This window comes from Streptomyces sp. NPDC001920 (assembly GCF_053594495.1).
Genome location: NZ_JBSFEP010000010.1, coordinates 318,119 through 333,092 on the forward strand (window position 1 = coordinate 318,119; position 14,974 = coordinate 333,092).

Here is a 14,974-nt window from a genome sequence, read left to right on the forward strand (position 1 = left end):
CACCACCCAACGCGAAGAAGTCGTCCTCGACCCCCACCTCCGGCAGCCGCAACACCTCCCGCCAGATCCCCGCCAGCGTCTCCTCCACACGGCTGTGCGGCCGCTCGTGCCGCTCGCCGGCCGGCGCGGGGGCGGGCGCGGTGAGCGCCGCGCGGTCCACCTTCCCGTTGGGCAGCCGCGGCAGGGCGTCGACCAGGGCCAAGGTCGGCACCATGTACTCCGGCAGCTTCTCGCGCAGAGCGGCCCGCAGGGTCTGCGCCGTGTCGCTCGTGCCGGGGCGCAGCGCGACATGGGCCACCAGCCGCCGCTCGTCCACCTCGTCCTCGACGCACAGCACGGCGCACTCGGCGACCGCGTCGAAGGCCGACAGGACCGCGGAGACCTCCTGCGGCTCCACCCGGTGACCCCGGATCTTCACCTGGTCCCCGATGCGGCCGAGGAACTCCACCCGGCCGTCGGGCAGCAGCCGCCCGCGGTCCCCGGTGCGGTACAGCCGGCCGCCCTCGGGCCCGAAGGGGTTCGCGACGAACCGCTCCGCCGTGAGCGCGGGGTCCCCGAGGTAGCCGAGCGCCAGGCCGGGTCCGCCGATGGCGATCTCCCCGGGCTGACCGAGCGGCACCGGTCTGAGCCGTTCGTCCAGGACGTGCACCTGGGCGCCCCCGATCGGCCGCCCGAGCGGCACGACGGCGCCGCGTCCGTCGCGCGCGTCCCCGACGGGCGCGGCGGCGACGATGCCGGTCGTCTCGGTCTGGCCGTACATGTTGACCAGGCGCGGGGTGGCACCGGGCGCGGCCCGCAACGCCTCGGGCAGGTCGTACAGCAGGGGCTCGCTCGCGGTGAGCACGAGCTCGGGCCGCCACCCCTGGTGACGCGCCAGCGCGGGTTGCACGACCCGCAGATAGGACGGTACGAGGTCCAGGACCTGCACTCCGTGTTCGGCGGCGTATGCCAGCAGTGCCTCGGGGGAGGCGATCCGGTCGCGATCGGCGAGGACGACGCGGCCGCCGTGCGCGAGCGGCACCGCGAACTGCCGTACGGACGAGGAGAAGGCGAAGGACGCGGTGTGCAGGTACACCGGCGCCTCGGGCAGCCCCACGGCCTCCGGCAGCGCCTGCGCGTACGCGGCGAGGCCGCCATGGGTCAGCACGACGCCCTTCGGCAGGCCCTTGGTGCCGGAGGTGTACACGACGTACGCGGGCATGTCCGGCGACAGCCGCCTCAGCGGTGCCGCAGGCTCCGTAGACGCCGACGCCGACGCCTGCGCCTCGGCGTCCTCCAGGACGAGCGGCACGCCCGGCCCTCCGGGAGCCGAACCGGCCAGCGAACGCGAGGTGACGACCAGCGCGGGACGCGCGTCGGCCACGATCGCGGCCCGGCGCCCGGCCGGATAGGCCGGATCGAGCGGCACGTACGCACCGCCCGCCTCCAGCACCGCCAGTGCCGCGACCAGGAACTCCACGCCACGGTCGAGGTACACGGCCACCATGGCGCCCGGGCCGACTCCCGCCGTGGCGAGCACCCGCGCCAGCGCCCCGGACCGGCGCCGCAGCTCCCCGTACGACAGCGTCACCTCGCCGCAGGTCACGGCGGGGGCGTCCGGACGCAGGGCGGCCTGCTCGACGAAACGCTCCACGAACGTGCGCGCCTCGGCACCCTCGGGCAGCCGCGCGCCCCGCGTCAGCGTCTCGATGCCCCGCCGTTCCCCCGCCGGCAGGATGTCCAGTTCGCCCAGGACCCGCTGCCGCGGATCGCGCACGAGCCGCTCCAGGAGCGTCTCGAAGCGATCCATCAGACGCGCGACGGTGTCCGCGTCGAACAGGTCGGTGCTGTACTCGACATGCCCCTCAAGTCCCTCGTCGGTCTCCCACAGGTCGACGACGAGGTCGAAGCGCGCGGTGTGCTGCTCGCCCTCCAGTTCGGTGAGCCGCAGCCCCGCGCCGGGGTCGGGCAGTGCGCCGTTGTGGTTCTGCAGCGCGAAGCGGACCTGGAACAGCGGCGAGTGGCTGAGGCTGCGCTGCGGTGCGACGGCGTCGACCACCATCTCGAACGGTACGTCCTGGTGGGTGTACGCCCCGTGCGCCGCCTCCCGGACCCGCCGCAGCAGCTCGGTGAAGGTCGGGTCGCCGGACAGGTCGACGCGCAGGGCGAGCGTGTTGGCGAAGAAGCCGACCAGCGGCTCCAGTTCGGTCATGGTCCGGCCCGCGATCGGCGTGCCCACGGTGATGTCCGGCTGCCCGCTGGAGCGGGCCATCAGCACGTCGAACCCGGCGAGCAGCACCATGAACAGCGACACGCCCTCGCGCTGGGCGAGAAGTGTGAGGGACCGCGACAGCTCGGCCGGCCAGCGCATCTCGTGACGTGCGCCCCGGAAGCTCTGCACCGCGGGCCGCGACCGGTCCGTCGGCAGTTCGAGCACGGGTACGTCCGCGAGCGTCCGCTTCCAGTAGTCCAGCTGTGCGTCCAGTTCGGGGCCCGTCAGCCACGAACGCTGCCAGCGTGTGTAGTCGACGTACGTGAGCGGCAGGGGGGCCAGCGGTGAGGGGTCGCCCTTGCTGAAGGCGCGGTGCAGGGCGAAGAGTTCGTCCAGCAGGATGTTGACGGACCAGCCGTCCGAGACGGCATGGTGCAGGGTCAGCAACAGCACGTGCGCGTCGGCGGCCAGACGCACGAGTCTGCCCCGTACCAGGGGCCCCTCGGCCAGGTCGAAGGGGGCACGGGCCTCCCGGTCCACCAGGGCCTCGAAGACCTTGCGCTGTTGCGCCTCGCCCTCCAGCGAGATCTCCTCGAAGGGCACCTTCCGGGCCGGCAGGATCGCCTGCATCGGCTCCCCGTCCAGCGAGGGGAAGTACGTCCGCAGCCCCTCGTGCCGCGCCCACAGCGCCTCGAACGCCTGCCGCAGCGCGGCCCGGTCGAGCGCGCCGTCCAGCCGCAACGCGATGGGCACGTTGTAGAAGGAGCTGTCCTCGGCGAGCCGGCTCAGGAAGTAGAGCCTGCCCTGCGCGTACGACATGGGCGCCGGCGTGGTGCGCGGCGTCGGCAGGACGCGCGGCCGCTGCTGCTCGCCGCCGAGCCCCTCGATCTGTGCCGCGAGGTCCGCCAGGGACGACGCCCGCAGGAAGACGCGCAGCGGGACGTCCAGGGACAGCGCGTCCCGCAGCCGGGCCACGGCCTGGGTCGCCAGCAGCGAATGCCCGCCGAGCGCCAGGAAGTTGGCGTCCCGGCCCACCTCGGGCAGTCCCAGCACCTGGGCCCAGACCTCGGCGATGGTGCGCTCCAGCGCGGTCACGGGCTGGTCCGTCCCGCCGTCCGCCACAGCGGCGCCGTCGTCCCCCGGCCACGGGAGGGCGGGCCAGTCGATGGTGCCGTGGGAGGTGCGCGGCAGGGCGTCCAGCACGACGAGCTGCTCCGGGACCGCGTGGGCGGGCAGCTCGCGTGCGAGTGCGGTGCGCAGCGCGTCGGCGGAGGTGGCCACGGGGTCCGGCACGGCGACACAGGCGACGAGCGTGCTCGCGCCGGGCCGGTCGGTGCGTGGCAGCACCGCTGCCTCGTGCACGTCCGGCAGCCGCTCCAGCGCGGCCTCGACCTCCGCCGGTTCCACGAGGTACCCGCCGACCCGTACCCGTGTGTCCACACGTCCGACGTACTCCGGCCGGCCGTCCGGACCGACTCGGACGAGATCGCCGGTGCGGTGCAGCCGGGCGCCCGGGGACCCGGAGAACGGGTCGGGCAGGAACCGCCGCGCCGTCAGGTCCGGCCGGTTCCAGTAACCCCCGGCGAAGCATGCGCCGCCCAGCCAGAGCTCCCCGACGGTGCCGGGGGCGGCGGGTGCCAGGACCGGGTCGAGGACGTGGAAGCGGGTGCCGGGGGCCGCCGCGCCTTCCAGGGCCTGGTTCGTGAGGTGCGCCGTACGGCCGTTGAGCAGTGCGCCGAGCGCGTCGGCGACCGTGCGGTCGAAGCCCTCCGGGGCACCGTTTGCGGCGCAGTGGGCCAGACCGCGCTGGGTGAGGACCAGCCCTTCGGGCCGCGAGGTGACACCGGTGCCGTACAGGATGCAGCTCGCGCTCAGCGGATGAGGCCGCGCCGAGCCCTCGGCAGGGGCGCCGAGCGGCTGTGCGCCGTCGTCACCGGGCGCCCCCAGCAGGACCCGCGTCCGTCCCTCGGCGAGCGTGCCGCCGTGGCCCTCGCTCGTCAGCACGACGCACACCTCGGCGTCGTCCCACACGCGCGCGACGCGGCTCACGGGACCGGCCGGGTCGACCGGCACGCAGACGGCTCCCGCTTTCAGCGTGCCGAGCACACCGGCGACGAGGTCGACGCCCGGTTCGAGGAGAAGCCCGACGCGGGCGCCCGGCCCGGCCCCGGCCGCGCGCAGCGACCGTGCGAGCCGGTCGGCCCAACCGTCCAGCTCCCCGAAGGTCAGGGTGCGCTCCTCGCGGACGAGCGCGGCCGCGTCCGGCGTACGGCTCGCCCGCCGCTCGAACTCCTCGTGCACGCACCGCCCGTCGAAGGGCAGCGGCTCGGTGGCGCCCCGCCAGGCCTGCGTCATCGCCCGGGTCTCGTCGTCGGACAGGAGAGGGGCCTGTCCGACGGGGGTGCCGGGCTGGTGGGCGAGCCGGTCGAGCAGTGTCCCGAGACGAGAGACCAGGGCGGTCGCGGTCGTCTCCGAGAAGAGGTCGGTGGCGTATTCCAGGGTGCCGTGCAGTTCACCCTCGGCGTCCGGCCAGAGCTCCATCGTCAGGTCGTACTTCGCCGTGCCGGTGTGGTGGTCGACCGTGGTGACCCGCAGCTCGCCGGCCTCCTCGTCCATCGCCTGGTCGTCCAGCAGCGCCAGGCTCACCTGGGCGATCGGGGCGTGCGCCAGACTGCGTGCGGGGTCGACCACGTCGACGACCCGGTCGAAGGGGACCGAGCTGCGGGCGAGACCCTCCTGGGCGGTGTCGCGGACGCGGGCGACCAGTTCACGGAAGGTCGGGTCGCCGGAGGTGTCCACCCTGAGGGCGATGGAGTTCGCGAAGAAACCGACGACGTTCTGGATCTCGTCCTGCGGACGGTTCGCGACCGGCGTCGCCACCGTGATCTCGCCCTGCGTCGAGCAGCGGGACAGCAGCGCGGAGAAGGCGGCGAGCAGCACCATGAACGGCGTCGCCTGCTCGGCACGGGCGAGTTCCCGCACCGCCGGCCAGACTCCCGAGGGCAGCACGAACCGGTGCAGCGCTCCACGGAAGCTCTGCACCGCGGCCCTGGGCCAGTCGATCGGAAGGTCGGTGACGGCGGGCGCCCCCCGCAGCGTCCGCCGCCAGTAGTCGAGCTGAGGGGCGAGTTCGGCCTCGCGCTGCGGCCCCGCCTCCCACGCCGTGTAGTCGGCGTACTGCACCCGCAGCGGCGCGAGTTCGGCCTCGCTTCCCCGGACACCGGCCGCGTAGAGCTTCAGCAGCTCGTCGATCACGATGCTCATGGACCAGCCGTCGCACACGCTGTGGTGGATCACCAGAAGAAGGACGTGCTCGGTGGGACCGCACTTCAAGAGCCGGAGGCGGGCGAGCGGTCCGTGTTCCAGTGAGAAGGGCCTGGCGGCCTCCTCCTCCAGCACGGCGACGAGGCCGGCGCCGGTGGCGTCGTCGACCAGGTCGGGGGCCAGGCCGACCTCGATCTCGGGCAGGATCCGCTGCACCGGAGTGCCGCCCGGGGCCGGGAACACGGTCCGCAGCGACTCGTGGCGCGCGAAGACCTGGCGTACGGCCTGCCGCAGCACCTCCGTCTTCAGCGGTCCGGTGAGGCGCAGCGCCACGGACAGGTTGAACACCGCGCTGCCGGGGCTGAGTTGGTCCATGTACCACAGTCGGCGCTGTGCGGCCGACACCGCGAGCTCACCGTCGCGGGGCACCGGGACGATGGCGTCCGCGACGCGGTTGCCGCGCCGGGCGAGGCGCTTGGCGAGAAGCGCTCGCTTCGCCGGGGACATGGCGTCGAGACGTTCCTGCGAGACGAGTTGGCCGACGGGGCCCGCTGCGCTCATCGGCCGGATTCCTTTTCGGACGACGCGGTACGCGCCAAGTGAGAAACGAGACTGAGCGGTCGCATATCCGTCCAGTTCACATTGATGAAATCAATGCAGGACGAACGGTCGGCCGCACCGTGGCGGATCGTCCAACCGGCCGGCACCTCAGCGAACTCGGGCCACAGCGAATACTGGCCTTCGGCGTTCATCACCACGAAGAAGCGGCCATTGGGGTCGTCGAGCGGATTCGACATTACGCCTCACTCTTTACCTGGGTTCTTTTCTCGATGAGCAGCACGTCGGCCGATTACGCGGAAACGGATCCGAGCGGGGTCCGCCGAATCAGTCCCACGCCCAGTTGTCCTGCGGCGCCGCCACACCGGTGACCTGCGTGGTCTCCGTCTGGACGGCCGTGGAGGCAGGTGCGTCGGACGCCTGCGCGGCGGTTATCGCGGGAAGCGTGAAAAGCACGGAAAGGACCGTCACCCGCAGGGCTTGCTTGATACAACGGCTCATCTCGACCTCACTGTTTTCGGGCGTGCCGGAGCAGCGCGGATGGGTGCGCGAAATCTCAGGAAGGGGATTGCGTCATTCCGGAAATCCGTCTTCTCGGCGAAGGCATCTTCCGGTCGACTGGCTAGATCCTGACCCGTGTGAAGGTGCCGTGTCAGCGCTCCCGGTTGGCAGCAGGAGGACATGACCTACAGCTGCCATCGCCACCGGATCGGCAGGGGACGGCGAATTCCCTGCTCAGCGCGGGGAGGAAGGCGTCGGCGGGTCCAGCTGGACGGCCGGCGCCCCGTCTCGCGGAGCGGACGGTCCGCCGACGCGGGCCGGATCGGCCCCCCAGGAGCAGCGGACGGCGTGGCAGATAAGCGCCGCTTACCCGGACGGAGACACCGCCGCAACCGGGCGCGGAACGAGGGGAGTTCAGCGAGGAGCCAGCTCAGTCGGCCCCGAACGCACCACCGTCAGACAGAAAAGGCGCTTGGGCCGCCCACACGCCCAGCGCCAGATCCGCCGTACAGGAGGTCGACCTCCAGCCGTGGAGGCAACCTCGACGATGCCATTCCGCCCAGGCGGCGGCGGCCAGTTGCTCTGCCTCGGCCAGGCTGCCGGCCATCACGAAGGTCATGGCCATCACCAGGGGCGGGTCCGGAACCAGGCTTACGTGTTCCACGCCCGGTTGTCCCTCGCGCCGGATCCGTTCGCACGCGAGGTCACAGAGCTGCTGAGCAGTCCGTGAGGCCCCGCGCTCCGGCTGGAGGACCACCTTGATGGCATACATGAGGAGAACATACGCACCTGCGGACCCTTGGAGCGATGGGGCACGAGACCACTTGCGGACATGACATGGAGCTGCCACTGGACCGTTACAACCCTGCGGGCGTCCGCCGCCCGGGGCGGCCGGCATCCGTCACGGCCCAGGAACGGCGATCCGTCGTCACCCGTGACGCAGGAACCGAATACGTTCTGTTGATCCGAACATTCCTGTCAGTATGATGCCGCAGGACCGCGGCCGGATGCCCGCCGCGGCAAACGGGGGGATGACCGTCATGCTGGAAAGTGTCGGGCTGGCCGCTCAGGACCAGGACGTCTATCGGGCGCTGCTCCTGCACCCCGACTGGGACATACACGCGATACAGCAGCATCTGGGCCTGGCGGAGGAAGAGGTCCGCTCGGCACTGGACCGGCTCGCCCAGCTGTCCCTGCTGCGCCCCGGCTCCGGCGACGAACACTTCGTCACGGCCAACCCGGACGTCGAGCTCAAGCCCCTTCTGGAGCGCATGGAGGCCGAACTCGACGAGCAGCGCGCGAAGCTCGCCCGGGACCGGGCGACGGTGGCCGCGCTGACCGCCGAGTACACCTCGCTGCGGATCCACGCGGGGACGCAGGGCCTGGAACGTCTTGAGGGCCTGGACAGCGTCCGTGTCCGCCTGCAGGAACTCGCGCAGAGCGCCACCGGCGAGGTGCGCGCCTTCATGCCCGGCGGCGCGATGAGCCCCGGCGCGCTGGAGGCGGCTCGCCCCTTGGACGAGGACACGCTCACCCGTGGCGTGCGCATGCAGACGGTCTACCTGGACAGCGTGCGCAACGACCACGCCACGGTGGAGTACGCCACCTGGTTCACGGCCCGCGGAGGCCAGGCGCGGACCGCGCCGTCGCTGCCGATGCGCCTGATCCTGTGCGACCGCTCCGTCGCGGTTCTCCCGGTGAACCAGGAGGCCAGCCGGGAGGGGGCGTTCGTCATCCACCTCTCCAGCGTGATCGCGGCGCTCAACCAGCTCTTCGACCTCGTGTGGGAGCGCGCCGCACCGCTCGGCGACGTTCCGGCGCACGACTGCGAAGGGCCCAGCGAGCGCGACCTGGCGCTCCTGAAGATGCTGGAGGACGGCCTCACCGACGAGGGCGTGGCCCGCAAGCTGGGTGTCTCCATCCGCACGGTCCGCCGGCTCATGGCCGACCTGCTCAAGAGGCTCAACGCCCAGAGCCGCTTCCAGGCAGGCGTGGAAGCCGTACGCCTGGGCTGGCTCTGACAAGGCGGGGCGCCGGCCTCGCCGCCCGCACTCCTGCTGTCACAGATCCGTGCCCCCGCTGACGTCGATGCACTGACCGGTGATCCACCGCGCGTCGTCGGAGACGAGGAACGCCACCACGTCCGCCACGTCGGCGGGTTTGCCGATCCGGCCGAAGACGGACCGCGCGGCCAGCGCGGCACACGCCTGCGGCGTCGTCCTGCGGCGGGCGTTCATGTCGGTCTCGATGAAACCGGGCCCGACCGCGTTGACGGTGATGCCGCGTCCGCCGAGTTCCTTGGCCAGACACAGGGTCATCGTGTCCAGGGCGCCCTTGGACATGGCGTACCCGACGGACTCGGGAAACGCCCGCCGGGAGGCGAGCGACGAGACGTTGACGATGCGGCCGCCGTCGCGCATCCGCGGCAGTGCGCTCTGCACCAGGAAGAACGGTGCCTTGGCGTTGACGGCGATCATCCGGTCGAAGACCTCGGGTACCGCCTCACCGACCGGACCGGAGCCGCTCACCCCGGCGTTGTTCACCAGGATGTCGAGCGAGCCCGCGTCGTCCGCCACCCCCTCCTCCCGCACCCCGGCGTCGAAGGCCTCGAAGACGGCCGCGGCGTCGCCGGACACACCGAGCTCGGCTCCGACGGGGAACGCCCGCCCGCCGTTCCTGCGTATCTCCGCGACGACCTCCACAGCGGCGGCCTCACTGTGACCGTAGTGGACGCCGACGACGGCTCCGTCCTCGGCGAGCCGTCCCGCGATGGCTCTGCCTATCCCACGACCGGCCCCGGTGACGAGTGCGATCTTGTTTGTCAATGCCCGTTTCGTGTCCACGACGTTCCCGTGTGTCGAAGGAGGAGTACGTACGGGAAAAGTACGGCGGAGACAACCCGGTGAGCGCACGGGGGGGGCGGAACACCGCACGCAACGGCCGGCCCACGGCCGTACGCGCGTCCCGGCGCCGATGGCGGCGGCCCGTACAGTCGCTTGAACCCGGCCTTGGAAAGGAACCCCCGTGCGGTTGCGCTGTGCTGTGCTCGACGACTTCCAGAACGCGGCGACCGAGGTCGCCGACTGGTCACCGCTCGCGGACGACGTGGAGGTCGTCCCGTTCACCACCCACCTGCCCGACGAGGACACCCTGGCCGCGGCACTCGCCGACTTCGACATCGTGGTCACCCTGCGAGAACGCGTCCCTTTCCCCGGCTCCCTGATCGGCCGTCTCCCCCGGCTGAAGCTGCTGATCGCCTCCGGCATGCGCAACTCGGTCATCGACTACGCCGCCGCCGAGGCGCACGGCGTCACCGTCTGCGGCACGGCCAGCTCCTCCACGCCGCCCGTCGAACTCACCTGGGCCCTGCTGCTCGGCCTCGCCCGGGGCATCGTGCAGGAGAACGACGCCCTGCGCGGCGGCGGTCCGTGGCAGAGCACGGTCGGCGCCGATCTGCACGGCCGCCGCCTCGGCCTGCTCGGTCTGGGCAAGATCGGCAGCCGGGTCGCACATGTCGGCCTCGCCTTCGGCATGCACGTCAGCGCCTGGAGCCAGAACCTCACCAAGGAGTACGCCGACGAGGTCGGTGTCCATCTGGCCGCGTCCAAGGAGGAGTTGCTCGCCGACAGCGACTTCGTCTCCGTCCACCTGGCCCTGAGCGACCGCACCCGCGGCCTGCTGGGCGCGCCCGAACTGGCCCTCCTCAAGCCGACCGCCTACCTGGTCAACACCTCACGTGCGGCGATCGTCGACCAGGACGCCCTGCTGGCCGTCCTGCGTGAGGGCCGCATCGCGGGCGCGGCCGTCGACGTCTTCGACGTCGAGCCCCTCCCCGCCGACCACCCGATGCGCACGGCCCCCCGCCTGCTCGCCACCCCTCACCTGGGTTACGTCTCGCGGGCCAACTACGCGACCTACTACGGCCAGGCGGTCGAGAACATCCAGGCGTACCTGGCGGGTTCACCGGTACGGCGACTGCCCTGACCGAGGGCCGGCGGTCAGGCGACGTCCGCGTCCTCGGGGTGTCCGACCTCGACCGGCCGCCGGTAGACGCCCTCGCTCCGGCGCAGATGGTGCAGGTCGACCAGATAGCGCCGGAGCGTCACATGGTCGATGTCGTCGCTCTCCTCGCACCAGGCGCGCAGCTTGTCGTCGACGGTCCGCTCCGGGTACTCGACGCCCGGCTCGAAGGTCCGCTCGGCGATGTGACGCAGCACCAGCTTCTTACGGGCCCACCGCGCGGGAAGCCGTACCAGCCGCCCGTCCCGGACGAAGGTCCGCAGCACGGTGTCGGCCCGCTCGTCCCCGGACACCCGGCTCTCGGCGGCGCAGTCCTGCTCGCGCCGCGCCGCCGTCCGCGCGTACTCCTTGAACAGGCCGTACGCCACGGTCAGCTCGCCGCCGTCCTCGGCCGTCACCACGCCCTGGTCCCCCAGTCGGCGCAGCGCCACGGCCGTCTCCTTCGGGGACAGTCCAGCCTTGCGGGCGACCTCGTCGGCGCTTCCCGCGCCCAGCGCCACGGCGGCGAAGGCGCGCACCCTGCTCTCCTCGGCGAAGAGGCGGGCCAGTTGTTCCGTGGGATCGTTTGCCATGCCGGGAGGCTAGTGGACGTCACCTCGCGGAGCTGAGCGATTTTTCCACGGGCGCGGCTGCCGCAGGGGGCGGCCTCAGGCGTACCGATAGACGTCGGACACGTCCTCCAGGTCGTCCGGCGTCAGGTCCCACGGCGGCAGCCGTTCGTGCCGGGCGACGATCCTGCGGTACTGGTCGCTGTCCCGGCCGGGCGGCCGGGCCGGCAGGTAGCGGTGCTTGCGGTGACGCCGCTGCCAGCGCGACCACTGCATGTCCACGAAGGCGTGGTGCAGCCAGAAGACGGGGTCGTTGACGGACGCGCCGCCCAGCATGTGTCCCCCGACCCAGCGGTGCACCCGGTTGTGGTTGCGCCACGGGTTCCTGCCGCGGCCCCACCCCTCCATCTTGTTGCGGAAACCCCTGGAGACCGTCGAGTCCCACGGGGACACGTCGTACACGGGGTCCCTCAGCGCCCAGTCGAGATCGGCCTTGGTGGGCAGGTCGATCGGGTTGCGGGAACGGCCCAGGTCACGAGTGAGGAACCGGCCGTCGGTGATGCCCGCCCTGATGGTCCATCTGCCCGTGGTGAAGGCGAACGGCCCGGTCGTCACCTGCCGGTCCCCGCGCCGCCCGTTGCCGCCGAGCAGGTCGTCGGTCCACGGCGTCGACGTGGTGGAACGGTCCCGGGTCCAGTCCCAGTACGGAATCGTCACCGAGTCGTCGACGCTGCGCAGGGCGCTCTCCAGGTCCAGCAGGAACTGCCGGTGCCAGGGCAGGAAGGAGGGGGCCATATGGGCGGCCCGCAGGCCGCGGTCGCCGTCGCCGACGAAGTGCGCGATGTGCAGCCGTACGAACTCGTCGTACTCACCCCGCCGTTTGACCTCCAGCAACGCCTCGACGAACCGCCGCCGTTCGGTGGCCGTCAGCCTGGTCACGTTCTTACGCACGTACACCATGAGCTGCCTCCCCGTGCCGGTGTCCGCCGCCGAACGGCCCCGGGGCGAGGTCCCGCAGTCGCCGGCTGGGACCGAGTTCGTCGACGGCGGCACGGGTCGCCTCCAGCGGCGTCCGGTACCAGCTGTAGTGGTCGAGCATGCTCAGCCAGCTGCCGTCGGCACGGCGCATCAGGTGCAGCGGGTTGCCGTCGACGGTGACGCGCCACGGGGTGCCGAGGGCGCTGAGCCCTTCCAGGGGAAGCGGGGCGCCCTGGATGTGACGGCCGCGGTAGGTCTCGTCGAAGGGCATGTCGGTCTCCGGCTGCCCGTCCGCGGACCGTGAGGGCCGGGAGGCGGCCAGCACCGGTGTGAGCGCCACGGCGGACGAGGCGAGCAGCAACCGCGCCATCTCCCGCCGTGTCCGCCGCCTGGGCTCACGGCCCACCGGCGTGACCGCCCCTTGGACCGCACCCACCGGGATCCCGTCTGCGCTGACGGCCATCGCTCACTCCTCGTACGGTTCGGCTGTTCGTACGAGTAACCGTTCACGCCCGCTCGGGGTCACCACCGAGGCGCCCATACGGAGGTGTCGCCCGTCGCTCCCGCGTGGTCAGCTCGTCCAGAAGTCCCACCAACGGGTCAGGATCAGCATTCCGACGATCCCGATGTGCAGCAGCACCAGGAGCCAGGTGAACTCCGCGAAGAAGGTCCGCACCGGCTCCGGCGCGGGCACGAAGCCGGTCCGCACGACGAACGACGTCAGGTACCAGAACAGCACGATCGTCGCGAGCCAGGCCAGACAGCACCACAGGCACAGGGCGTTGATCCGGTACAGCGACTCGAACTGCAGCCAGGACACGAACCCGATCCCGAAGACGCATCCGGCCTCGAAGGTGAGCCAGTACCACCGCGGGAACGCCGCCCCGGCCAGCAGGCCCATGCCTGCGCAGACCACGATGCCGTAGGTCACCAGCCCCAGCATCGGGTTGGGGAACCCGAACGCCGAGGCCTGGTCGCTCTCCATCACACTCCCGCAGGACAGCACGGGGTTCAGGCTGCAGCCGGGGGTGAAGTCCGGGTCCTCGAGCAGTTTGAACTTGTCCAGCGTGATGACCCACGAGGCCAGCAGCCCGGCCGCCCCGGTGATCACCAGCAGCACCGCGAAGGCGCGGCCGGCGCCCACCGACCGGGGCCCGGCGGAGGTGACGCCGGAGCCGGGCGCGGGGGTCACCACCGCGGGGCCCCGCGATAGACACGCAGGTGGTCGACGGCGAAGGTGATCGGCGCCGGGCCGCTGGGGGCCGGGTGGTACTGCCCGGCGCACACGGACAGGTTCAGGATCAGATACGCCGACCAGTCGTCACCGACGCCGGTGCCGTCACGGAAGACCCGGTCGCCGTTGACGTACCACTCGACGCAGCGCGCGCCGTAGCGGGTGCCGACGGTCACCCAGCGGCCGGGGGCGATCGCGTCGGCGTCGGTGTGGTAGGCCGAGGAGCAGTTGACGTGGTTGGACAGCTCCAGCAGGTTCGGGTTGTCCGGGTGGTACTCGAAGCAGTCGACCTCGTTCCGGCCGTCCTTCCAGGTCCACAGCGCCGGCCAGGCTCCGGCCCGGGAAGGGAGCTGGACGCGGGTCTCGACGTAGTCGCCGGTGCGGACCCGGAAGCCCTCCTCGGAGTACTCGGTGGTGAGCAGCCCGGTGTGCCAGGCCCGCAGACCGTTCTCCAGGATGCGGTCGGCCGGTGTCGCGGTGAAGGTGGCCGTGCCGCCCGAGACGGTCACACAGCTCGGGCTCAGCCAGTCGAGCTTGTTGTCGTCGGGGTTGTGATCGCAGTGGCGATAGGCGCTCGATCGGTCGCCGACCCACTTGGCGCCCCAGGCGATCGGGGCGTCGAACTCCTCCGACCAGGTCGGCGTGAACGTGGCGGTGTCGATGGTCATGGCGGCGAGGGTAGGCCACCTGCCCCATTCTCCATTCGGTTCGCGCAGACGCTCGAAACACGCCGGGAGCACCATACGATCAATTGATTCGCCGACCAGATGTCATCCATCCGAATGCCTCTGCGCATTCCATTCTTCACCCCCGCGACATTCACACGTATGGAGCAGCGCGCCGCTTTTGCATGACCCTTGGGCTGCTATGTTCTCCAACCGTCGGATCAGAGGTACTTTTCAAGCGAGGTGAATCATGAAGAAGGCAGTTTTCACCACTGCGGCGTTGGCCATCGGTGCGGGTCTTGTGGGTGGCTCCGCCGCCGCGGCGTCGGCCGCCTCCGGGGGATCGGGCGCCTCCACCAGTTCTCTCGGGGGTCTCGTGTCCCCGACCAAGGTGAGCCCGGCGATCGTGCCGGCGGCCGACGCCGTCACCCGGTTGGCGCGCGACGGCGGGGTCACGAAGGGCAGTGCTTTTGACAAGAAGCCCGGCTCGGTCGGTTCGTCCGGCATTTACCTGGACGGAATGGACCCGAAGGCCGCCAAGCGGCCCACGATTCCGGTGAAGAACCCGGCCGGGACCGGCTCGGTCCAGGTCCACCCGCTGCACGCGCCGACCGCCGCCGGGCTGGGCACCTTCCTCCCCAAGTGACGACCCGGCAACCGTTTACGAGTCCCTGGCTGTCCCCGGCGCCGGAATTCTGAGACTCTGATCCGGTTCTCGGCACCCACGCACCACCACTCCGGCCCACCGGTCCCATGACCGGTGGGCCGGAGGCACGTCGGCGGCCGTTCCACCGACTCCGTCCGGCCCACCGGCCGGGATTTTCGGGCAACAAGGCACGGATTCCGAAAAAACTCGGCTCCGGCCCTGCGTCCGGTACCCACTCCGTGAATCAAGCTAAAGCCGGTTCCTTCGACCGGCACGTTGCATTGCGCCATCCGATGGAATCTGCCCCCGTTTGATTGTTCCCGCCGTGACTTATGCGTGCATATACGGGTTTCCTTTTCGTAAGCGTGC

Annotated in this window: 13 protein-coding genes; 3 read left to right on the forward strand and 10 right to left on the reverse strand. The window is 71.3% G+C overall.

Going from position 1 to position 14,974, the window contains the following annotated elements:
• The 4 genes from ACWCPI_RS19465 to ACWCPI_RS19480 all read right to left on the reverse strand — a co-directional run.
• The coding region (locus ACWCPI_RS19465; protein ID WP_451039274.1) for an amino acid adenylation domain-containing protein at nucleotides 1–6,016 on the reverse strand (6,016 nt) is incomplete at its 3' end.
• Nucleotides 6,013–6,252, reverse strand: a complete 240-nt coding sequence (locus ACWCPI_RS19470; RefSeq protein WP_451039275.1) for an MbtH family protein — start codon at nucleotides 6,250–6,252, stop codon at nucleotides 6,013–6,015. The genes ACWCPI_RS19470 and ACWCPI_RS19465, both read right to left, overlap by 4 nt.
• A gap of 88 nt (nucleotides 6,253–6,340) precedes the next feature.
• A complete protein-coding gene (locus ACWCPI_RS19475) occupies nucleotides 6,341–6,514 on the reverse strand; it encodes a hypothetical protein (protein ID WP_451039276.1) in 174 nt (57 codons plus the stop codon).
• Nucleotides 6,515–6,944: 430 nt separating this feature from the next.
• Nucleotides 6,945–7,286, reverse strand: a complete 342-nt coding sequence (locus ACWCPI_RS19480; RefSeq protein ID WP_451039277.1) for a hypothetical protein — start codon at nucleotides 7,284–7,286, stop codon at nucleotides 6,945–6,947.
• Nucleotides 7,287–7,554: 268 nt separating this feature from the next.
• On the opposite strand from ACWCPI_RS19480, the gene ACWCPI_RS19485 reads away from it, so the two are divergent.
• On the forward strand, nucleotides 7,555–8,535 hold the full coding sequence (locus ACWCPI_RS19485; protein ID WP_451039278.1) for a LuxR C-terminal-related transcriptional regulator: 981 nt from the start codon (nucleotides 7,555–7,557) through the stop codon (nucleotides 8,533–8,535).
• Nucleotides 8,536–8,574: 39 nt separating this feature from the next.
• Here ACWCPI_RS19485 and ACWCPI_RS19490 read toward each other — a convergent pair whose 3' ends face one another.
• Entirely contained in the window at nucleotides 8,575–9,339 is a 765-nt protein-coding gene (locus ACWCPI_RS19490) for an SDR family NAD(P)-dependent oxidoreductase (RefSeq protein ID WP_451039279.1), read from the reverse strand.
• 199 nt (nucleotides 9,340–9,538) lie between these two features.
• On the opposite strand from ACWCPI_RS19490, the gene ACWCPI_RS19495 reads away from it, so the two are divergent.
• Nucleotides 9,539–10,498 carry a D-2-hydroxyacid dehydrogenase family protein gene (locus ACWCPI_RS19495; protein ID WP_451039280.1) on the forward strand — a complete coding sequence of 320 codons (960 nt, stop codon included), beginning with the start codon at nucleotides 9,539–9,541 and terminating at the stop codon, nucleotides 10,496–10,498.
• 14 nt (nucleotides 10,499–10,512) lie between these two features.
• Here the strand turns inward: ACWCPI_RS19495 and ACWCPI_RS19500 are convergent, their stop codons facing one another.
• The 5 genes from ACWCPI_RS19500 to ACWCPI_RS19520 all read right to left on the reverse strand — a co-directional run bounded on the left by ACWCPI_RS19500 (nucleotide 10,513) and on the right by ACWCPI_RS19520 (nucleotide 13,962).
• Entirely contained in the window at nucleotides 10,513–11,106 is a 594-nt protein-coding gene (locus ACWCPI_RS19500; protein ID WP_451039281.1) for a DUF2087 domain-containing protein, read from the reverse strand.
• Between the two features lie 75 nt (nucleotides 11,107–11,181).
• The gene (locus tag ACWCPI_RS19505; protein WP_451039282.1) at nucleotides 11,182–12,042 is read right to left on the reverse strand and encodes a tyrosinase family protein; all 861 of its coding nucleotides are present in this window, start codon (nucleotides 12,040–12,042) and stop codon (nucleotides 11,182–11,184) included.
• On the reverse strand, nucleotides 12,026–12,523 hold the full coding sequence (locus ACWCPI_RS19510) for a tyrosinase family oxidase copper chaperone (protein WP_451039283.1): 498 nt from the start codon (nucleotides 12,521–12,523) through the stop codon (nucleotides 12,026–12,028). The genes ACWCPI_RS19505 and ACWCPI_RS19510 overlap by 17 nt, the downstream gene beginning before the upstream one ends.
• A gap of 108 nt (nucleotides 12,524–12,631) precedes the next feature.
• Nucleotides 12,632–13,252, reverse strand: coding sequence for a vitamin K epoxide reductase family protein (locus ACWCPI_RS19515; RefSeq protein WP_451039284.1), 621 nt, complete (start codon nucleotides 13,250–13,252; stop codon nucleotides 12,632–12,634).
• Nucleotides 13,249–13,962 carry a glycoside hydrolase family 16 protein gene (locus tag ACWCPI_RS19520; protein ID WP_451039285.1) on the reverse strand — a complete coding sequence of 238 codons (714 nt, stop codon included), beginning with the start codon at nucleotides 13,960–13,962 and terminating at the stop codon, nucleotides 13,249–13,251. Before ACWCPI_RS19520 ends, ACWCPI_RS19515 begins: the two co-directional genes overlap by 4 nt.
• Nucleotides 13,963–14,209: 247 nt before the next feature.
• Between ACWCPI_RS19520 and ACWCPI_RS19525 the strand changes: the two genes are divergently transcribed.
• On the forward strand, nucleotides 14,210–14,605 hold the full coding sequence (locus ACWCPI_RS19525) for a hypothetical protein (protein WP_388799664.1): 396 nt from the start codon (nucleotides 14,210–14,212) through the stop codon (nucleotides 14,603–14,605).
• Nucleotides 14,606–14,974: the final 369 nt, after the last annotated feature.